Source organism: Halohasta sp. A2 (assembly GCF_056175805.1).
The window spans coordinates 1-19,118 of sequence record NZ_JAQFWV010000061.1 but is presented as its reverse complement, the minus strand read 5'-3'; the positions used below and the strand labels follow the sequence as shown (position 1 = coordinate 19,118).

Annotated in this window: 17 protein-coding genes and 3 pseudogenes; 12 read left to right on the top strand and 8 right to left on the bottom strand. The window is 50.8% G+C overall.

Annotated elements, in window-relative coordinates; translation table 11 throughout:
* Nucleotides 1-308: 308 nt before the first annotated feature.
* Nucleotides 309-1,292, bottom strand: coding sequence for an AAA family ATPase (locus O2S87_RS14425; RefSeq protein WP_475409481.1), 984 nt, complete (start codon nt 1,290-1,292; stop codon nt 309-311).
* Between the two features lie 130 nt (nt 1,293-1,422).
* On the opposite strand from O2S87_RS14425, the gene O2S87_RS14420 reads away from it, so the two are divergent.
* From O2S87_RS14420 to O2S87_RS14410, 3 genes are all read left to right on the top strand, one after another.
* Nucleotides 1,423-2,226: a DUF4330 family protein gene (locus O2S87_RS14420; RefSeq protein WP_475409480.1), complete on the top strand. Its 804-nt coding sequence runs from the start codon at nt 1,423-1,425 to the stop codon at nt 2,224-2,226.
* 480 nt (nt 2,227-2,706) lie between these two features.
* Nucleotides 2,707-3,066 carry a hypothetical protein gene (locus tag O2S87_RS14415; RefSeq protein WP_475409479.1) on the top strand — a complete coding sequence of 120 codons (360 nt, stop codon included), beginning with the start codon at nt 2,707-2,709 and terminating at the stop codon, nt 3,064-3,066.
* A gap of 117 nt (nt 3,067-3,183) precedes the next feature.
* On the top strand, nt 3,184-4,620 hold the full coding sequence (locus O2S87_RS14410) for a sugar transferase (RefSeq protein ID WP_475409478.1): 1,437 nt from the start codon (nt 3,184-3,186) through the stop codon (nt 4,618-4,620).
* 460 nt (nt 4,621-5,080) lie between these two features.
* On the opposite strand, the gene O2S87_RS14405 is transcribed toward O2S87_RS14410, so the two are convergent.
* Nucleotides 5,081-5,509 (bottom strand): MarR family transcriptional regulator, encoded by a 429-nt coding sequence (locus O2S87_RS14405; RefSeq protein WP_475409477.1) that lies wholly within the window; start codon nt 5,507-5,509, stop codon nt 5,081-5,083.
* A 208-nt stretch (nt 5,510-5,717) separates the two neighbouring features.
* Here O2S87_RS14405 and O2S87_RS14400 point away from each other — a divergent pair, with 208 nt between their 5' ends.
* Complete coding sequence (locus tag O2S87_RS14400) at nt 5,718-5,957, top strand: hypothetical protein (protein WP_475409476.1); 240 nt, start codon at nt 5,718-5,720, stop codon at nt 5,955-5,957.
* Between the two features lie 459 nt (nt 5,958-6,416).
* Here the strand turns inward: O2S87_RS14400 and O2S87_RS14395 are convergent, their stop codons facing one another.
* From O2S87_RS14395 to O2S87_RS14385, 3 genes are read right to left on the bottom strand one after another with little or no spacing between them, the layout of a single operon-like run.
* Nucleotides 6,417-7,322: a hypothetical protein gene (locus O2S87_RS14395; RefSeq protein ID WP_475409475.1), complete on the bottom strand. Its 906-nt coding sequence runs from the start codon at nt 7,320-7,322 to the stop codon at nt 6,417-6,419.
* Nucleotides 7,319-8,122: a DUF8168 family protein gene (locus tag O2S87_RS14390; RefSeq protein ID WP_475409474.1), complete on the bottom strand. Its 804-nt coding sequence runs from the start codon at nt 8,120-8,122 to the stop codon at nt 7,319-7,321. The genes O2S87_RS14395 and O2S87_RS14390 overlap by 4 nt, the downstream gene beginning before the upstream one ends.
* Nucleotides 8,123-9,010: a hypothetical protein gene (locus O2S87_RS14385; RefSeq protein ID WP_475409473.1), complete on the bottom strand. Its 888-nt coding sequence runs from the start codon at nt 9,008-9,010 to the stop codon at nt 8,123-8,125.
* Between the two features lie 596 nt (nt 9,011-9,606).
* Between O2S87_RS14385 and O2S87_RS14380 the strand changes: the two genes are divergently transcribed.
* The 4 genes from O2S87_RS14380 (at nt 9,607) to O2S87_RS14365 (ending at nt 12,305) form a co-directional block, all read left to right on the top strand.
* Nucleotides 9,607-10,542, top strand: a complete 936-nt coding sequence (locus O2S87_RS14380) for an NAD-dependent epimerase/dehydratase family protein (protein WP_475409472.1) — start codon at nt 9,607-9,609, stop codon at nt 10,540-10,542.
* A 111-nt stretch (nt 10,543-10,653) separates the two neighbouring features.
* Nucleotides 10,654-11,772 carry a glycosyltransferase family 4 protein gene (locus O2S87_RS14375; RefSeq protein WP_475409471.1) on the top strand — a complete coding sequence of 373 codons (1,119 nt, stop codon included), beginning with the start codon at nt 10,654-10,656 and terminating at the stop codon, nt 11,770-11,772.
* A 51-nt stretch (nt 11,773-11,823) separates the two neighbouring features.
* Nucleotides 11,824-12,066 (top strand): helix-turn-helix domain-containing protein, encoded by a 243-nt coding sequence (locus O2S87_RS14370; RefSeq protein ID WP_475409470.1) that lies wholly within the window; start codon nt 11,824-11,826, stop codon nt 12,064-12,066.
* Nucleotides 12,003-12,305: a winged helix-turn-helix domain-containing protein gene (locus O2S87_RS14365; protein WP_475409469.1), complete on the top strand. Its 303-nt coding sequence runs from the start codon at nt 12,003-12,005 to the stop codon at nt 12,303-12,305. Before O2S87_RS14370 ends, O2S87_RS14365 begins: the two co-directional genes overlap by 64 nt.
* Before the next feature lie 68 nt (nt 12,306-12,373).
* Here the strand turns inward: O2S87_RS14365 and tnpC are convergent, their stop codons facing one another.
* Nucleotides 12,374-13,789, bottom strand: coding sequence for an IS66 family transposase (tnpC, locus tag O2S87_RS14360; RefSeq protein WP_475409468.1), 1,416 nt, complete (start codon nt 13,787-13,789; stop codon nt 12,374-12,376).
* Between the two features lie 170 nt (nt 13,790-13,959).
* Between tnpC and O2S87_RS14355 the strand changes: the two are divergent.
* Nucleotides 13,960-14,193, top strand: a pseudogene (locus tag O2S87_RS14355) (transposase); the annotation flags it as partial.
* A 208-nt stretch (nt 14,194-14,401) separates the two neighbouring features.
* Nucleotides 14,402-14,635 (top strand): annotated as a pseudogene (locus O2S87_RS14350) (transposase); the annotation flags it as partial.
* A gap of 10 nt (nt 14,636-14,645) precedes the next feature.
* Here O2S87_RS14350 and O2S87_RS14345 read toward each other — a convergent pair.
* Entirely contained in the window at nt 14,646-15,818 is a 1,173-nt protein-coding gene (locus tag O2S87_RS14345) for a hypothetical protein (RefSeq protein WP_475409467.1), read from the bottom strand.
* Nucleotides 15,819-15,949: 131 nt separating this feature from the next.
* Here O2S87_RS14345 and O2S87_RS14340 point away from each other — a divergent pair, with 131 nt between their 5' ends.
* Both O2S87_RS14340 and O2S87_RS14335 read left to right on the top strand, forming a co-directional pair.
* Nucleotides 15,950-17,065 (top strand): glycosyltransferase, encoded by a 1,116-nt coding sequence (locus O2S87_RS14340; RefSeq protein ID WP_475409466.1) that lies wholly within the window; start codon nt 15,950-15,952, stop codon nt 17,063-17,065.
* Nucleotides 17,066-17,566: 501 nt separating this feature from the next.
* A complete protein-coding gene (locus O2S87_RS14335) occupies nt 17,567-18,454 on the top strand; it encodes a phenylacetate--CoA ligase family protein (protein ID WP_475409465.1) in 888 nt (295 codons plus the stop codon).
* A 179-nt stretch (nt 18,455-18,633) separates the two neighbouring features.
* Here O2S87_RS14335 and O2S87_RS14330 read toward each other — a convergent pair.
* Nucleotides 18,634-18,729: pseudogene (locus O2S87_RS14330) on the bottom strand (IS1595 family transposase); the annotation flags it as partial.
* Nucleotides 18,730-19,118: the final 389 nt, after the last annotated feature.

Sequence of the window (19,118 nt, the reverse complement as noted above, 5' to 3'; positions counted from 1 at the left end):
CACGATCGCCAGATAGCTGAGTTTGGCTCTCTTTTTGTCAACGCTACTGGATCGGTTGAGCAAATTATACTGCGGTGTCTTCGACCGATATCGATGACTGAGAGTGTGAGAATTCTTAGACAGGCTCAACAATACGAGTCTAAAGAGAGGGAGTGATATGGCCCTCCATAGTTCGCTTGCTATCGCCAGTCTTGCCGTCATGCTGTGGACAGTCACTGTCTGTGTCTATCTGTCGTTACTGTACGCCTACGGTGAGCGAAATCGACAATCGACACGCAGTGGATCGCAATATGAAGCCTGAGTGTTGCTCAGTCTGTCTGCATCGCTGGGACTTCAGTGTCTTCGAGTAAATCTTTGATAATTGCTTGCGGGGTTGTCCCGTCGATTAGTGCCGCAGAACCCAGCACTACTCTGTGAGCAAACACAGAGGGCGCCAACGATTTCACATCATCCGGGACGACGAACTCTCGGTTCCGAATCACAGCTCTGGCTCGTGTTGCTTCCAAGAGTCGTTGAATCCCACGTGGTGAAACACCCACTTCGACACGGTCGTCTGTTCGCGTCGCCCGCCCGATATCCAAGATATACTCTCGAATCTCTGGAGCCACATGAATATACTCCGGCATTGCTTGGAGTGTTGAGAATTCTTCGGGTTCGATGACCTGTTCGATCATCGGCGCTGCTGTCTGGCGGTCGAGTCGACGATCGAGAAGTGTACGTTCGGCTGGTCGGTCTGGATAGCCGAGCGATGTTTTGATCATGAATCGGTCACGCAGTGATTCTGGGAGCTCAAATGTTCCTTCTTGTTCGATAGGGTTCTGTGTGGCAACTACAAAAAACGGATCCGGGAGGTCTCGGGTTATACCGCCTGTACTGACCTGCTTTTCTTCCATGACCTCAAGCAGCGCGGCCTGTGTTTTTGGTGGTGCACGATTGATCTCATCGGCTAAGACGATATTTGAGAACACGGGGCCCTCGTTGAACTCGAATGAACTATCTCCTTCATTGAAAACTGTCGAGCCAGTTAGATCAGAGGGCAACAGATCGGGCGTAAACTGAATACGATTAAATTCCAAACCGAGTACGTCGGCCAACAGCCGCGTGGTCAGCGTTTTACCAGTTCCCGGAACATCTTCAATGAGAACGTGCTGTTTTGCGAGTGCCCCCGTGAGAATGGTTTGGAGAAACGACTCAGTGGCTACAATCGAACCCGAAAGCGTCCCAACAATGGTGTCTATCAGTTCGGCTGCCTGGTCGCTCTCAAGTGGTGGCTCATCCGTAGTTTCAGTCATAGCATAACGTTGAATGGTGGTATGCTAATAGTTGGTGACATCCTCGCTCGCCGTAAGAGGTGGGTTCCTTGTTTGTGGAAAATGAATGCGGGTTGTATCTGCTTTCCGAAATCGTGAATGATTTAACCCGTTGTCAACCTTCTTTGTAGTATCTATGGCTGATGACTCTAAACTCTCTTCGGTAATTGACGACGAAGGCCGACTCTTTGGAGTTATCAATGTTATTGATGCACTTGTGGTCTTGCTTGTTGTTGCCGTTATTGCGGCTGGATTGGCTTTGGTTGTACCTTCGGAAGAGACTAGCGAGACTCGCTATGCAACAATCGATCTCGGAAGTCAACCTGAATATAAAGCCGACCAAATCACTGAAGGTGACACCTGGGACGTCGAAGGCAGTAGTGATGATCTTAGGATTATCGAGGTCTTTGCAGCCCCACGAACTGACGGTGATCGTGATGTTGTGATTCGGGCTGCAATCAACGGTACTGCAGCGGATCCGGAGGTTGAATCTGAAGATAGTCCGATTGAGTTCGACGGCGAAGTCCTTCGGTTCGATCAAGATCTGGAGATTGAGACAAACCAATATGCTGTTGAAGGGACAGTCACTGATGTGAACACCTCCGAAGAAATCGGAACACCCTCGAGCCAGACAGTGATTGTCGAAGCCACTGATCTGTCTGATCAAAAGGCTGATAGACTTGAGGAGGGGATGACCGAAGTGTTAGGTGAAACAGAAACGGCGACCGTTTCAGATATCGAGCGGCAAGACCGGGATGATGGTGGTCAAGATGTGACTCTGACACTCACGTTAGCCGTCCAAGAACAAGAAGATGAAACGGTGTTGTTCCGTGGTGAACGACTCCGATTTGATCAGGATATCACACTGGATCTCGAGGGAACGATAGTCGAAGGCGAAGTCGTCGACATTTCGTAAGAATCTCACGAGACAGATTGGAAAGTTATGGATCGTTTACAGCCGTTCAAATCAGGCTCTGTTGTACTCCGGGTATGGTCTTGGATTCAATCAGTGGGTCCGCAGTGGGCAGAATCATCCTACAGTATGACCGTTTTCAGAACGCTGTTTGCTACTGACTTTGAGGACAGTGGAGACGACCGCTCAGAGGAGGATACTACAGTGTCGACATCGCCTTCCTCCTCGAACCCCGAAACTACTGACAAGTCATTTTCGGGCTCTGAACCAATAGCGAATTCACCAGAAGAAGGAATTACAACCAGCTCTACTGTACACCGGCTTTTCAGACGACTGCAGCGGTTTGTCGAATCATCGTGGTTGTACCGCTGGTTAACCGCAGACCCTGATGCTGAAGTTATCGTTATTGACCTCCGAGAAACGCTGTCTGCGGGGCCAGTGCTTGCAAGGATCGAACAGGGTATTCGGCAGTTTATATCGGTGATGCCAACCTCTGGCAGCCTGCGTGGTGGCTTTCGGCTTCGAGAACGCTTCATCGGACGTCCACTTCGAATTATCAGTATTGGGGTGCTTGTAGTCACACTGATGGCTTCGCTTTTGATTACGATGAGTGGAACCCAACTGGGGGTGTCGACGATTGGTTTGTTTGTGGTGTTGCTGATTGCAGCCCGCGGGACCCAGAGTCGTCAATCACTGGACGAACTCCAAGAAACATCGTGGTATGAGTGGCTGTCAAGTGGACTTGCGATTTTCGAAGTTCCCAATCAACCCGAGAATACTCTTGATCAAGCGGTCGACGAATCGTCTGAGGACAACCATTCCCAACCCGATTCCGTTGAGTGATTACTCTCGATGGAGTGACGAAATACCTCGTCGACAGATATAACGCCTCCTGGTATATACTGGAGAATATCAATCGAAAGAATATATTTTTGTATGAGAATGTATATTCAAAATACAATGATACGCGGGTGGTGGTATCGGATTGTGAGTGCTGTTGGGGCCAGCATGCTAACACTCGGTGCCGTGCTTGTTGCGAATTATCCGGCTGTTCAACAATCTGCAACGAGTTATGTACCACTTTTGTGGCGGCTTGATCCGATTGTATTGTCTGGTACTGAACTCCAATTAGCGGCTTGGACAAGCGTTGTGATCGTCGTTGGCGCGTTGGTTCCGCTGTTCAAACCCCGTCCATGGCGGATTCTTGATCTTGTTGTGCTTACTCAAAAACGTGTGCTTGTCGCTGGGCTTGCCATCGCTGCGCTAGGTTACTTTAATTACTCTTTTCGACTCCCCCGACCGACTGTTGGCGTACTAATTGGCTTGTTATTGCTGGCACTACCACTTTGGTTCGTTGTAATTCGAACTCCAGATACGGATAACACAGATCGTGCGGTCATTGTTGGTGATGATCCAGCCCAGATCGAACGGATTATTGTCGAAAGCCATCTGCCTGTGGTTGGCTATTTGGCACCGCCATCGGTGTATGGGTCGAGGAGTACGGACGACAAGACGGAGCGAGCATCTGTTGCCGTCCCAGACGGTGGAACTGCTCTGGGCGGGCTGCCACGCATTGGCGGACTGTCGAAACTTGGGCGGGTGATCGTAGAGAACGACATTGATACTGTCTGTTTGGCGTTTCGGACTGCCGACCGGGGAGAATTCTTTGGTACGCTCGATATCTGTCATGAACACGGTGTCAAAGCCAAAGTCCATCGTGCGTACGCAGATGATGTGTTGACTGCCTCGAGTGATGTCGACACGCTGACGGACGTCGACGTCGAGCCGTGGGATCCCCAAGATTACGTGTTCAAACGACTGTTCGATATTGCGTTTGCCAGTTTCGGGTTGTTGGTGCTGAGTCCGCTTGTGGTGGTCATCGCGGTGGCAATCAAACTGGATAGTCACGGCCCGGTGTTGTATGGTCAGGATCGGACTGCCGGGTTCGGCGAGACGTTTCCAGTGTATAAGTTCCGAACGATGATTCCGGAAGGAGCCGATGCAGCCCCAAGCGAAGACGAGGACAACGACCGAATCACTCGCGTTGGGCGTGTGCTTCGGACCACCCATATGGATGAGATCCCACAGCTGTGGTCGATTCTCGTCGGCGATATGAGTGTTGTCGGTCCTCGGGCCGCCTGGACTGAAGAAGAGCAACTCATCGAACGCGAAACTGACTCGTGGCGTAAACGCTGGTTTGTCAAACCGGGGTTGACTGGCCTTGCACAGATCAACGACGCAAAGAGTACTGATCCAGAGACAAAGCTCCGGTATGATATTCAGTATATCCGTAAGCAGTCGTTTTCGTTCGATGTGATGATTGTTGTTCGCCAACTATGGAATGTCTGGAAGGACGTTATTGGGATGGTGGTTGGGCAGGACCGTTCGGCTGAGTGAGCGTTTTGATTGCCGGTTTTGCCCGCTTGTTTCGTCTGTACTACTCTATTTGTGAGCCACGCAAAATCTGCAGTTGTGTTGGTTTCAAGAGACCAGTCATGCACTTTTCATTATTGTAACATCTTTGCGAACTCACGAGCTACGAGTTTTCGGCCCTGTATTGTGAGTTCACCGACGCCACTCATATTGTCCAATGTTGTCGGAGGAATCGTATGTATCGACCATGGCAACAAATACGTTTTCTGTGGGAATGAGATCCCTGTGTAATGCTCACCTGCGATGAGTTCTGGAGTCCGGTGATTTTCACTTTGCGACCCGTGGCCGAGACACATTACCGCACATTCGACTGAGCCGTACGGCCTCTCTTTGTGTCTGATTACAATTACTGGGCGCTTCTTTGCAGTATTATGAGGGTCCTTGTACACCCACAGAATGGTCCCAGAATCGTATCTTGTCACACTTACTCCTCATCATCGAATACGTCGATTGCGTCTTCGATTTCGTTGTCGGTTAGCGAAGACCCACTATCGGATTGGGAATCGCTGCTTTCTGTCGTAGCACCATCTCTTGCCGTCTCGTTGTGCTCCTCGAACATCCGATCCAGTCCACCAACCGCCCCGACGTACCGATACAGATCTTCCCGATCAGGGCGTGCATGATAATACCCATCGATAGTCTGTGCGATGTAGTTCTGATCCTTAAGCCGCCGAAGCGTGGTTTTTACTGTGTTGTACGGAACATCGAGTTCTTCATGAACCGCTTTTGGTTGGTACCCATACTCATCATTAGCGTAGAGAAACTCAACAAGCGCTGATTTCGTAGTATGAGGCTTGAGGCCGATCTCCGGGTCGTGGTCTTCAAGTCGAACTTTTGCTTCTGTAGTGCTCATGTGTCTAGATGTAACTGCCTGTGTCTAATAAGGATATTCCAAAATATATTACACTTTGTGCGCTGGATTCAGCTATTTATTGGGAGACTTCTGGTGTCGAGACGACGAAGATGGTCACACTCGTAGTCGATCGTATTGGTCGACGCATTATGGACTGCAGGCTGTCACGGTCAGAAGCTCGATATTCAGTTGTAATGGCCCATTGAGTATGTCCCCACGACAGACATTCCTTGCTGCTGGATATACACTCCTTGCTGGGACGGCTGGCTGTTTGGGGATTCTCGAAGATGACAGCGAGGAGCGACAGGAACTCTACGAGGGGACGCTTGATGCGTATGGTGACGGCGAAACCGCGTTTGATAATGTGATGGAGGATTTCGAGCGTGGTGAAGCACTCTTTCGGGATGATTCGTATTCCGACGCCGAGCGATATTTCCGTGATGCCTAACGCGGGTTTGATTCGGCAGTCGACTCGTTCTATGACGTCGGAACGATTCTTCGAGAGCTCGAGGAGATTGATTCGGTTGTCGGGGATGCAGAAGATATTGTCGAGGATTCCTGGGAAGCTGCGATTTCTTTTTCATCGTCGGCGCAGGTCCATCGTCAAGCAGCTGAAATGGGTCCTGACTCTCTATCTTTGGCACAGCCGCAGTTCGATGCTGGCCAACAGACGATTCGACAAGAGGGGTATTCACGAACCGTTGCCAGTGAGGTTGAGTTGATGGGTGAATTTTCTGAGTAGGGCTCTTACTTTTGTCGACGAAAGTGGGATCTCGAAAAATGTGATGAGGTACCGCTGGCGATCACAAACCAAGGACTCTACACGATTATAACGGAAATTCGATCACTTCATGACTGGATCGGCAGTTGCTATCGTGGCGTTTTGGATTCGTGAGTCGCCCTGTCCTCATCTGTCGGGTATCTCCCCGTCAGACTCCGTGGGGATGACCTGAAACTCCCCGAAGCCATATTTAGAGTGACTCCCAATCCGACGAATGCCGTTTTTCGCCGTTTCGACGGGGTTGTCGCCAGTATACTCGACAACCTGGCCATGGTCGACCGTCTGGAGCCGGTAGGTGTGTCCATCGAGGCGGATCTGTGCTTCGCGTTCGCGGAGACTGCTTCGGTCTTGGGCCCACCACGAGGGGACGGTCCAGTTGTCTGCGCTCGGCGACGTCGATTCGAGAACGAGCGGTGTCGTGAGCACGAGTAGGTGTGTGTCTGTTTGTTCGAGGGTACTGTACGCAAGGCTCTCGAGGTCGACACACTGGGTTTCTTTGAAACGAGTCTGGCCATAGCCGTAGTTTCGTTTGCCGCCGAACTGGAGTCCGTCAAGGGCCTCTTCTGGCAGTGGGAGACTGTCCGGACGATCAGTGTGGACGTACGCCGAGAGATACCACGTTGTCGTCTCGTACTGGCGATGGGCATCAACTTGGCGTCCCAGTATTGTTTGGTGACTGAACCCGAGGTGTCCACTCTGGGTTCGGATTGCGTGGGTGTTGAGTGCATCTCTTGGCCGTGAATCAAGCAGCCAGGGCTGTGATGGCTCTCGGAACAAGAACAGATCCTCATACGCTTCGATAGGATGGAGTGTACTTCCCATCGACGGCCGTGCTCCACTCTGTGAGTGATCGTCGGGATACGTACCGAACTGGCCCGGAACGAAGATACCATGACTCGCTTGGAGGTGATTGAGTTGCTCGCCAGCGAGGTGTCCTCCAAGTGCGTGCATGATCGCATTTCCAGACACATAGTAGGGATGACCAACGTAGTCCATCTGCAGTTCCCAGTAAATCTGCTGTATCGTCGTCATCGCTCACTACCTTCCTCAATGATTGTGTTCTCGAAGGCTTCGAGATACTGGAGTGCTGTACTCCAGGCTCCGATGCGCCGCAGATTTGCATCGAGTACCATATCGCGTCTGAGTCTGTCGGTCTCGAGTGGATGCTCGCTCAAACGTGACCAGACAGTTGCCCACGACCGCCACGGTCTCGAACCAAGCCGGGCTGTGGGCCTCTCTGAGGTTTCGATGTTGACATCGCCGTCGAGACGAAGACAAAACCGATTCCCTGCGTAGACCGTTCGGTGTGGGATGATTTCGTGAGCAGCGTCGACGACGAGCTTTAGATCACCGAACTCGTGGCCAGCCCGATAGTTATCGAGTAGTGCTGCGACAAGCAGGGTATGGTATTTGAGGCTTGTATAGGGGTAGTGAACCGCCTCATTGTACTGACTTCCAACCGCCGAAGTAAGCCACGCCCGGTGTATCTTCGTTGGATCGTTGTGTATCAGGAGCTGTTCGATAGCTTTTCCACTGCGTTGTCGGGCCTGCTTTGTGGCTTCACTCCGACTCTGTGGATCCAAGAGTGACAGTCGGTACGGTTGGCGATAGCCGTCGACCGTGAACTTCGGCTTCCGGCTGGGCCGGCTCAGTGCTGCGGCATCGCGATCGGCATGTAGCGGCACTTGTTCGTTAATCCGGACATCGGCGATGGTCTTGGAAGCGGCCTTGTGTGATTCGCCGAGCAGCTTGTGGGCGTCGTGGCGATAGGCGACGAGCATGGACTGGCTGTCATCTACTGTGGGATCGCTTGATGTGGTCTGGCTAGACATCTATGACTCCGCCAGGCGCGTCTGGAGTGCTGACTGGATGGCCGGCCGAAACTGTTGGGCCCAGCGGTCGTCTTTGTCAGCCATCGCCGACGTGGCCGACTGATGGCGGTTGAACACACGCTTTAGTTCTTGTTCGTTGTACAGTGGGTTGATCAGCTCACAGTCGACGATTCCTGCCCCGAAGTTCCGCGCGCCGCCGAGTTGGTGGCTAAAATCGGTCTGGTGGTCGTTGAGGTATTCGATGGCTTCAGCGAGGAGACCGATGAATCCGGGTTTTAGTTCACGGAAGGTGAGCTGCCACGAGCCATCAAGATTCGCGACGGCGTCGAGTTCGGTGTTTCGGAGCGGTTGGCGATTGTCCTCAGTGTTTCGGGAGACGACGTTTCGGTTGACTCGGCGGTGGTGTCCCTCTGCCTGCCCGCGTGTGTAGTCGACGCTTGATCGAACTGGTGAGAACTGGATCGGTCGACGCATGAATTTCCCCGGTCTGTCCTCGAATCCACCAAAGAGATCGAAGATGAGACACCCCGCTTCGGTGCTGTCGAGGCAGGTACCTTTCTTGTGGTAGCCCGCGTCGAGATCACGGCCGTAGATGCCGTCGCGTTTGAAGTTCGCATTGGCTTCGCCAGGATGACACGCAGTGGTGTCGTGTTCTTGGAGAATGCTCTCCATTCCGTGGCGCAACCAGCCTGAGAGGCTAAACGAGGGAATGATCCCACCGATCTGGTTCTGTGGGTCGTCGTCTTCGTAATTTCCGTTGCTCGCGTGATGGCGATCTGTGATGATCGAGTCGCCAACGACGAGCAGGTCTGTCCGAATACGAATGAATACGTTGTTCTGTGCAATCGTGCCGGAAGGTTCAATTCCGGTTCTGTCTTCAATGTGCATGCTTCCTCTCTGGGAGCGCGAGGTCGGTGTCCTACCACCGGTCTCGGATTTCTCAGAAACATCTCGCGCTGTATTCCCACATATGGGAGTCTAATTTATTAATGTTGCCATATGTGGGAACTACGCAAGTTTTCAAACCACGCACAACAGTACTATTCAGAATGTCTCGACGTCGAGCGATACTCACAGATACTGAACGAGAACTTATCGAGTCAGGCGAACGGTCGGACAGATACTATCAGGCCGTTTCACGTGTACGTCGAAAAATTACCGAAGAGCTATCTGACGATGTAGCGCTATTGAAGGAGCACCATCCGGAGTTGCTTGCTGAACTGCAGACGGTCGCGTGTGAGGAACAATAGAACATTTTTATTTACGCAGTTTTGATCATGTTTTAATTTTATTCTCTCATAAATATTCAACTATTAGCTGAGCAAGCCTGCAGCGATCTTAGCGTAGCTCAACTGCTTCTGAGTGTCTCTTAGGACCGAATTGAGGATTCAATTGAGTCACCTGATGACGCTTTGTGAGACACTGAGTTTCTCCACGATGTTATTGGGAAGTCTTATCGACCATTACCGTATCAATTTTGGCGAATGAGTTTCCAGGATAATATCCAGTCGATATCAGACAAACGAATTCTCGTCACCGGTGGAGCTGGGTTCATCGGGAGCAACATCGCGGCAGCGCTTACATCAGAGAATGAAGTTCGTGTGCTCGATAATCTTTCGAGTGGCTCACGCTCGAACGTACCAAAGGGGGCGACGCTGATTGAGGGTGATATCCGAAATGACGATGACGTTGAGCATGCAACTGCAGGTGTCGATATTATTTTTCATCAGGCAGCACAGATTAGCGTTGAGGAATCAGTTGAGAAGCCCGAATTGACCCACGAGGTCAACGTTACTGCGACTATAGAATTATTAGAGCGTGCGCGTAAGGAAACGGCACGCTTCATTTTCGCTTCGAGTGCGGCTGTCTATGGTCATCCGGAGAGTGTTCCGATTACCGAGGATACACCAACTAACCCGACGTCACCGTATGGACTTTCGAAACTTGCTGCCGAGCAGTACGTTCAGCTGTATGCTGAATTATATGAGCTGTCTGCTGTTTCTCTCCGGTATTTTAATGCTTACGGGCCAGGACAAATGTCTGGTGACTACAGCGCGGTGATTAGCGTCTTTACAGAGCAGGCGGCCGACAATGAGCCGATTACTGTTGAGGGTGATGGCTCACAAACGAGGGATTTCGTTCACGTTCAGGATCTCGTACAGGCGAATCTCTTGGCTGCGAGTGCCGACATAACTGGTGTTTTCAATGTTGGGACTGGTGATAGTGTATCCATTCTTGAATTGGCAGAGATCATACGAGACGTATCTGGACAAGAATCGGAAATAGTCCATGTCGAAGAAAGGCCTGGAGATATCGATCAAAGTCGAGCCGACATTTCTCATAGTGCAGAAGAATTAGGATTTCAACCTACTGTGTCACTCGTAGACGGATTAGAAGAGGTCGTGACAAAAATTCTATAATAAAATGTCCAACAGATGCCATTTGAACCTCTCCCTTTTGTTGCGTTTCTAGTACAAACATTTAACAGAAATCCTATAACCATTGCAGAGTGAGAATGATGTAATCATACTATGTCAACTACTCCTCGAGTTTTTCATTTCATAACAAGACTTACTAGCGGTGGTGCAGTTACAACGCTCACACAACTCGTTACAAATCTTGACGGATACGATGTTACAGTGGGTTACGGAGCGGAGTTCGATCAGCGTAGTGTCGACCGCTTACACGAGGCTGGAATCGAGACTGTTCAGTTTCCATTAATGCGGCACTACAATCCAGTCACTGCACTCGGTGCAGTGGGCAGTGTTTCTCGGTATCTCAAAAAGAACGACTTTGAAATCGTCCATACACATAGCACTGAGGCAGGAATTATCGGACGTGCTAGTGCGCACTTAGCTGATGTTCCACATATTGTTCATACAATCCATGGCGTCCCGTTTACCGAAGATCGAAATAGCCTGCTCAACTGGTTCGTCGAAAAATGTGAGGTTGCAGCTGCATCTTGGACCGATCTAATAATCTCAATCGCAGATATAATCACAGAAGACTATCTCTCACGAGGAATCGGTATGCCAGACCAATATCAAACAATCTATTGTGGGATTGATGTCGACCAATTTCAAAACGCAACTCCAGCAGAGAATCTTCCTGGATCTGGCCTCCGTATCTTGATGGTTAGTCGTTTAGCAAAGGGAAAGGGATTTACTGTGTTGTTAGATGCAATGGAGTCGATGGACACCTGCGATATCTCAGTTCTGATCGCGGGTGATGGCCCACTGCGCAACGAACTCGAATCCGAAATACACAGTCGAGGACTCACTGAAGACGTTTTTTTACTTGGATTCCGTGATGGTGTTCCGAATCTTATGGCTGCATCTGATATTTTTGTGTTACCATCCTATCGTGAAGGAACCCCGCTGGTTATTTATGAGGCGATGGCGAGTGGACTCCCGATCGTGGCCACAAACATTGCAGGGATTCCTGAACAGGTCAATCACGAGACGAACGGGTTTTTAATTCATCCGGGTGATTCGGATGCTCTCGCTATGAGGCTTGATCAACTGATTGACTCTCCTGAGATTCGAAATGAGTTTAGAAACGCCAGCCATGATCGAATCGGTCGATTTTCTGTCGAACAAATGGTTGATGATGTGAATGCATTATATCTGGATCTCCAATCAAGTAGATAATGATAGGGATCAGCAGGCTACTTCATATCTCTTGGACGCGTAGGAGGTCTTATGACGATGTGGGGCAGCAAGTTGGATGGTGTTGATGAGGAGCAGTTGCGCCAGCAACTGCGCACGGAGACGGATGCGAAGGCGGTCAAACGCCTCACGAGTGCTCTGCTGTATGGACAAGGAAAGTCACCGGCAGAGATTGAAGAAATCCTCGGATTTCCTGAACAAACAGTATACGATTGGCTCGACACTGTCGCCCCGGACAATCTACCCGCCTTACTGACTCACAGTGGACAAAACTGACGGCGACGCTGACGGCGTCGCCGTCGGAAGCAGGCTACGATCTCCCAACGTGGACACCAGCTCTCGTCCGTGAGTACATCGCTGAGACGTTCGAAGTTGAGTACTCGCTCGCGCACATGTATCGTGTAATGAAGCGGGCGGGTCTGTCTTACCAGACAGCCTGCCCGCGTCACTACAAAGCAGATCCTGCCGAACAAAGACGATGGCGTGAAGAGTTCAAAAAAAGTGGCCGACGCTGAAGGCAGCAGGCTATCGAATCGTCGTCATTGATCAGAACACGCAGGTGGTTAAGACCGAACGTATGTGTTTACCCCGAAGTCTCAACAGCCGGTACAGCGTGAGCTCGTGAGATCATCTTATTGCTGCTGACAACTCGACGAAGTTCCTCGTAGGGATTGCGTCCCTGCTGGCGCCACGTCGCCAGCAGGGACAAGACTGTCTCATGAACGAACATTCCTCGGTCATTACGGAGTGTTCCGATGATTTTCCGGAGAACGACTGGTTCACGAAGTGCGTTCTCAGCTGCGTTGTTCGTCGGGGAGACCGCTGGCTCACCGACGAAGGTGAGCCAGTGGTCGATCCCTCCTTCGATCTTGCCGAGTAGTGTTGCCACTGGTTCGGCGGTTACTGACCGCTCAACGAGCGATATAAGCCCGTTCTGGCACGATCGGTGCATCTGTGCTCTCTCACGAGGACTTGGGTCGGTCTCCAGCCACGACTGGAGACCGACGAACATCTGCTTGAGGTACCGATGAACCGGCTCCGCCTCCTCGTGGTCACTAGCAACGTCTTCGGCTTCTCGGAGAATATGTGCCCAGCACCGCTGAAGATTATTGCTGAACGCTGGATACGCCGTCCACCCATCGCAGATGACCGTTCCCGCGAAGTCCTCGCCGAGGACTTCTGCGGGAACATCACTTCCACGACTCTCTCTTACGGCGTAGAGCGTGTACTCGCTCGTCCGAAACGTCCAGATCCACGCTTGCTCACCCTCTCGTTTGATCCCGGTTTCGTCAACGTGAACGATCGCTGCTTGCTGAATCTGTCTCCGAACCTGTTCGTATTCACAGCGACCGGCGCGCGCAGCGCGCTCGGTCGCGTGCCACGCGGACGCGCCCGAGAGTTCTAATCCGTGCAGTTGCTCGAAGCGATCAGCGATTTTCCGGTAAGGGAAGCGGTGCTCGTACCGAGACAGTGCTGCTTGGGAGATGACGTTCACCCCGAACTGCCCCTCATCGGGGCAGTCGGGGTGTGTAGCAACTGTGTCTGTTCCGCAAGAGCCACACAAATAGTAGTGGCGGTTGTACCGGGTGACTTCTGGGGGTTGCGGATCAGGAATCTCCTCAACGAGTCGGGGGCTGATGCCCACCGACTCGTCGAAGTGTTCGCCACAGTCAGGACAGCACTCACAGGTGACCTCGACCTCGTGGTCAGGCACAGGCGTTGAACGCCACTCCGGGTCGTGACCGTCCTTTCTCCCGGGAGTGCCGCCGTCGGTTTGAACATCATCGTCTTCATCGTCCTCCGAGGTCGGGGACTCATTCGTCCCCGACCGTCGCTTACTGGGCGGTGTATGCGGATTTTCGTATTTGCGAAGGCGGATTTCGAGCTCGTCTATCCGCTCGTCTTTTTGATCAACTTCCTGTTCAAGCTCCTCAACTCGTTGCTCAAGTTGGAGAAGCCGAGAAAGGAGCTCGTCTTTGGTAAAATCGTCTGTGTTCACAGACCCCACCAACCAGTAGTGACAGCAGAGATAATGGGATGGGCTCCGCTGCGGAGCCCATCTCTGAGGGGCGCATCCAACCTCTGCTGTCTGTTCATATCGCATCCGTTGAACGCTTCCTACGAGACGATACCGAAATCAGCTCGGGCTAAACACATACGACCGAACAAAAACGCAGTTGGTTTCCGGTGAACTCTCGCCCGAGACTGCCGGTCTCGGGCGGTCAAGGCTCAATCAATCTGTTGGGCGCGGTCACCGACGATGGTGACCGCTTCGTCTCATTCGTCGAAGGGTCGTTCACTGGGAAGGTCGCCGTTCACTTTCTGCGAGCACTCCAAGAGGAGTTCGGCGAGAAGCTCGTGATCGTCTTAGTCCTACTTCCGCGGTTCAGCCTGAACGAGTAGCACGGTTTCTTTAGAGAGCGGTGCAGTCTCCCGGTTTCCATCGACAAACCAGGGAGATGTTACCGAGTGGACTCACTTCATCGTAAAGCCAGTGTGGGAACCTACCTTTGTTGAAACGCCACTGACGCCACGGAGAGACCTTCTCTCTGTAACAGGCGAAAACAAGCCCAGAACGCCGATCTGCTAAACCGCGGAAGTAGGATTAGACAACGCGCCGTATTTCATAGCGAAGCACCTCAAGAAGCAGGCCGCGAAAGCCGGCCTGCTTCTTGAATATCTGCCGCCATACGCCCCAGAAATGAACCCACTTGAACAGTGCTGGCGGCAACTCAACGATGGACGCGCCAACCAACTCTATAGAGAACTCTCTGAACTGAAAACGTATCTCACCGCAACACTCCCGACGCTCACCTCACCGCAAATCTATGGGTATCTCTGCTGATCCCTATGAATTAGCTAGAAGAGATCCTTTCGACTTCAGATGATTGCTTTTGTCTCCATCGAATTTTGAGATTGAGAGGTTGGACAATTCCGGTACCCCCAAATACGAAAATCACCCACGTGATAATTTGACGCTGACGAACACTTGTTCCCACGTTCGTCGAAATGACTCCATAAAAGAAGGCGAATAGAAGGAACCCGACAACAAGTGCTACGGTGAGTGGAAGATGACGCTTACCCAGTTCAGTGATACCCCGGATAGCAAAAACGGCGAAAAATAACATCACCAGCGACTCAACGACGGTGACGTAGTCGACTACCGTTTCAATCATCCATGGGAATGGAACGAATAAAAAGTAGAACGCTCCAAGTGGAGCATATAATAAAACATCAAAAAAACTCTCAACAGGCATACTAGATAGATACTGCGTTCTCCCTCCCTCACCAATTCGGGCATTACGCATAAAAATAAGGAAGTCGATAAGCGAGCGACCACGAAGAATACCAATCCAGTGAAAGATACGCTCAACGATGGGATAGGCAATGATTCCACTGAGAGCCGTAGTGCCTAACGCCGGAATGTGGTAGCGACGCGGGAGTCGCCAAATAATGTAGCCTGCCAATAACATCGTTGCGTAGATGGGGAGATGCTCTAGTCTGAGTAGAGAAATGAACGCAGTAACGCCGCCTGCTAGCAAATATCGGTTAGCATTATTGAGTTGGTTGGGTACTGTCATGATTCGGATCGCGTAAATTAATCCAGATAAGATCACCGCATCGCGGAGGATAACCGAATGGAGTGCAACGGAACTGGGCAAGAATATCAGTGGAACTGTAGCAAAAAGTGCGGCTTGTCTTGTGATGTAATAATTAACGATAATATAGATGTTATACACGGCAAATGCACCGATGAGGGCGATTACAAACTGAGCATAGAGTTCGCTCGGACCAGGGAGCAACCAGAACGGTGATAAAAAGAAACTCCATGTCGGTATTGTGGACCCGATATTCTCAAAAAAGAAGAGTATTGATAGTTCACCAGTCGCATAAGACTGAGCTGTGTTAGCAAAGCTGACAGTGTCTGTTCCATGGTCCGGATTGAGTCCGGTTAGAACAGTTACTCCGACTCCCATGAAACGGACTACTGCAGCGACGACAAAGATCTGCAAAGCAGTACGACGCATGAGTACTCTTATTAATCGTTCTTTCGGGCGCTAATTAACTGTTCGCTATTGAAGAGCGCGTTAATTTGATACACAATAAATATATTTTCGGTATTTTAATCTGGAACCAATCAAAAAATAAGTCTGTCTAAATGAACTCCTCTCGGACGGAAATATGGTATCTGATTGGAACGTTAGGGGTTGGTGGAGCTGAGCGAACACTCATTGACTTAGCTAACAATCTCAGCACCGAACAATACAATGTAACAATCTGGACAATCGCTGAATCGACACCCCTCGCAACGGACATCGAGGATCACGTCTGTGTTCGCTCGCTTGAGGCGACAAGCAAAGTCGATATTTATGCCCCGCTTCGGTTCATCCGTGCACTCCGTCAAGAACAGCCTGATATCCTCCAGTCATTTCTTTTTTATGATAACACGCTTGCTACGATTGCTGGACGGCTCAGCTCGGAGACGACAGTTATCACTGGTGTCCGAGCGGTTCCGAATGACCCAAGCCCAGGTCGAACGCTCGTCCGTCACATAACGTCTCGATTTGCGGACCATATCATTTCGAACTCCGAGGCCGGCGTCGACTTCATTCTCAACCACGGAGCAGATCCTGACAACGTTTCCGTTGTTCACAATGGAAGAGACCTCGAGGCGTATCGGAACGGAGAGGCGACGCCGGAACTGCGCGAATCGCTAGGACTTCCATCTGATGTTCCTGTGGTTGGGACTGTTGGTAGATTGATCGAACGGAAAGGCCACTACGATCTCCTCAAGGCCTGGCCTTCGGTGCTTGAGGAGCATCCAGATGCACATATGTTGATCGTCGGAGATGGCCCCGAACGAGAGGGACTCAAGACATGTGCTCGGGAACATGGCGTGGCCGAAACGGTGCATCTACCGGGGACTCGAGACGACATTCCCGACCTGCTCGACCTGATGGACGTCTTTGCGTTTCCGTCCCACTTCGAAGGGCTTCCCGGGGCGTTGCTTGAGGCGATGACTGCTGGGTTACCGATCGTGACGACGCCCGTAGACGGCAATTCAGAACTTATCACCGACGGAAAAAGTGGCGTGCACTTCCCAGTTTCAGATATTAAGTCACTTGCTACTACGATTCAGTCACTGCTCAGTGATCGAAAAATCGCTCGAGAACTCGGTAGAGAAGCCTCGAATGTTGCACAGACAGAGTTCTCACTAGGAAATATGGTCTCGAACTTCGATGTAACCTACAATAAATTAGCTGAAAAGGAATGAAAAGGTAACCGATAGTTCTAAATTGTCTAATAAAAGATGAATTCTATGAACTGGCGAAGGCCACTCTCTCTTGCTGCATTTCGTTTTACTCGCCCGAATGTACTTGGGAATTGGAAAAGGTTAAAACAGCTAAATAAGAGTTCTACAGAACAGCTCCAAGAGTATCAACAGGACCGACTAACTGAGCTTCTCCAGCACGCCTTTCAAACTGTTCCATATTATCACGAGGTTTTGGAAGGGTCTGGTGTTATTACTGATGGGAAAGCAGATCTTAACCGATTCACAGACCTACCGCTATTGACGAAAGAAGAACTTCGAAACAAAAACGATCGACTACGATCGACTGAGCCTGGTTCGGGAGTGTTCTCGAATACCTCTGGTGGGACTACTGGTGAACCTGTCGAGTTTTTTCAGGACGATGAATACTTATATTGGGACAACACGAATAGATTCTACTATCACGAGCTTGCCGGCCGTGTACTCGGAGAGCCGTTGGTCAAATTGTGGGGAGACGAAAGTGAGATTCTTGGCGAGAGCAAAAATCTCAAATCACGGCTCATCGATATCATCTTGAATCGGCACATGTTGAACAGCTACCGGATGGGGAAGTCGGATATGCGCGAGCACGTCGCGTCGATCAACGAGATCGAACCAGCCAGTATTGAGGCGTACACCGAATCAATCTACGAACTCTCGAAGTTCATCCGCGAAGCAGATCTCGACGTCTACTCGCCGAACGGGATTCTCTCGACAGCTGGAACGCTCACAGAACCGATGCGGGAGGTAATCGAGGACGTGTTCGAAACAACCGTTTTGGACAAGTATGGCTCTCGTGAGGTCGGGACGGTAGCCTGCGAGTGTCCGGAACAAGAGGGACTACATGTGTTTAGTCATACTCACTACGTGGAGATCGTCGACGACGACGGACAACCGGTTGAGCCTGGCGAGGAAGGGAAACTCGTGATCACTCCACTGACGAACTATACGATGCCGTTGATTCGGTACGAGATCGGGGACATGGCGGTCAAATCAGAGACAGAGTGTCCCTGTGAGCTCCCGTTTCCGACAATCGAATCTGTTACTGGGCGAGTCACTGATCATTTTGTGTCGACAGATGGTGAGTTGGTATATCCGGGCTATCTCCGGAAGCAGTTGTATCACGAACCGTGGGTGAAGAAGTATCAAATTCGGCAGACAGAGAGAGATTGTGTGATGTATCGTATCGTGCTTGCCGACGGGAAGCCGCCACAGGAGACAATCAATAACGTTACCACTGAGACACAATCATTATTAGGATGTGATACAACAGTTGAATTCAAGTATGTGGATCAGATCGAGGTTTCTGAATCTGGAAAGTTTCGGTATACCATTTCTGATGTGGTAGAATAAGCGTTCTCCTACGCTTTTTTTGATTGCAATGTGGTTTGTAAAGAGATGGGTGCATAATCTTGATGACATCATAGCGAGTTGGGATGATGTGAAATCTGTCGAGAATAAGGGTACTGATGGCCTGAGAGATTACAGGCCATGACTTTCAGTATCCGCTCTTGCGTAGCACATTGTTGATTTCAGAGCGTTGCTCGAACAGCGTGTTTGAGGGCGTCTTGACCAGGCTTTTGATACAACTCCCGGCGTAATTGGAACGCTCTGAGATACTGTATCAGGGAACCCTCAAGTTGGGGCTATTAAAGAGTTTGACGGAAACGATTGGGTGGAAGACGGAGACAATTTGCTGCTCGAAATCGACGTTTCGGATATTGACACAGACGTTTATATCCTAAAAATCGGGCTGAGAGACGAGGGGGAAACGTTGCTCACTTTTGACGACGGCTCGGACTTACAGAATACGTCATACAGTTGGGAGCAAAATGACGGCACACGATCCGAAAGGACAACTGCCGGAAAAATCTGCGATTAGGGCGACAGTCGGTACTTCCCGAACGCAGCTTCGTGAGTTGTGTTGAGTCACACTTCATCTGATCAAATGGTTGGCGGTAGCTGTGTGAAGAATGAGATAGCGTTCACAGACGAAGAGAATCAAGCGAGGGAAGCT

Excerpts from the sequence above, each read along its gene's own strand:
- O2S87_RS14415 (WP_475409479.1), top strand. The coding sequence starts at position 2,707 with ATGCCAACCTCTGGCAGCCTGCGTGGTGGCTTTCGGCTTCGAGAACGC.
- O2S87_RS14375 (WP_475409471.1), top strand. The coding sequence starts at position 10,654 with ATGTCAACTACTCCTCGAGTTTTTCATTTCATAACAAGACTTACTAGC.
- O2S87_RS14405 (WP_475409477.1), bottom strand. The coding sequence starts at position 5,509 with ATGAGCACTACAGAAGCAAAAGTTCGACTTGAAGACCACGACCCGGAG.
- O2S87_RS14410 (WP_475409478.1), top strand. The coding sequence starts at position 3,184 with ATGATACGCGGGTGGTGGTATCGGATTGTGAGTGCTGTTGGGGCCAGC.
- O2S87_RS14370 (WP_475409470.1), top strand. The coding sequence starts at position 11,824 with ATGACGATGTGGGGCAGCAAGTTGGATGGTGTTGATGAGGAGCAGTTG.
- O2S87_RS14340 (WP_475409466.1), top strand. The coding sequence starts at position 15,950 with ATGAACTCCTCTCGGACGGAAATATGGTATCTGATTGGAACGTTAGGG.
- O2S87_RS14395 (WP_475409475.1), bottom strand. The coding sequence starts at position 7,322 with ATGACGACGATACAGCAGATTTACTGGGAACTGCAGATGGACTACGTT.
- O2S87_RS14390 (WP_475409474.1), bottom strand. The coding sequence starts at position 8,122 with ATGTCTAGCCAGACCACATCAAGCGATCCCACAGTAGATGACAGCCAG.
- O2S87_RS14385 (WP_475409473.1), bottom strand. The coding sequence starts at position 9,010 with ATGCACATTGAAGACAGAACCGGAATTGAACCTTCCGGCACGATTGCA.
- O2S87_RS14380 (WP_475409472.1), top strand. The coding sequence starts at position 9,607 with ATGAGTTTCCAGGATAATATCCAGTCGATATCAGACAAACGAATTCTC.
- O2S87_RS14400 (WP_475409476.1), top strand. The coding sequence starts at position 5,718 with ATGTCCCCACGACAGACATTCCTTGCTGCTGGATATACACTCCTTGCT.
- O2S87_RS14425 (WP_475409481.1), bottom strand. The coding sequence starts at position 1,292 with ATGACTGAAACTACGGATGAGCCACCACTTGAGAGCGACCAGGCAGCC.
- O2S87_RS14345 (WP_475409467.1), bottom strand. The coding sequence starts at position 15,818 with ATGCGTCGTACTGCTTTGCAGATCTTTGTCGTCGCTGCAGTAGTCCGT.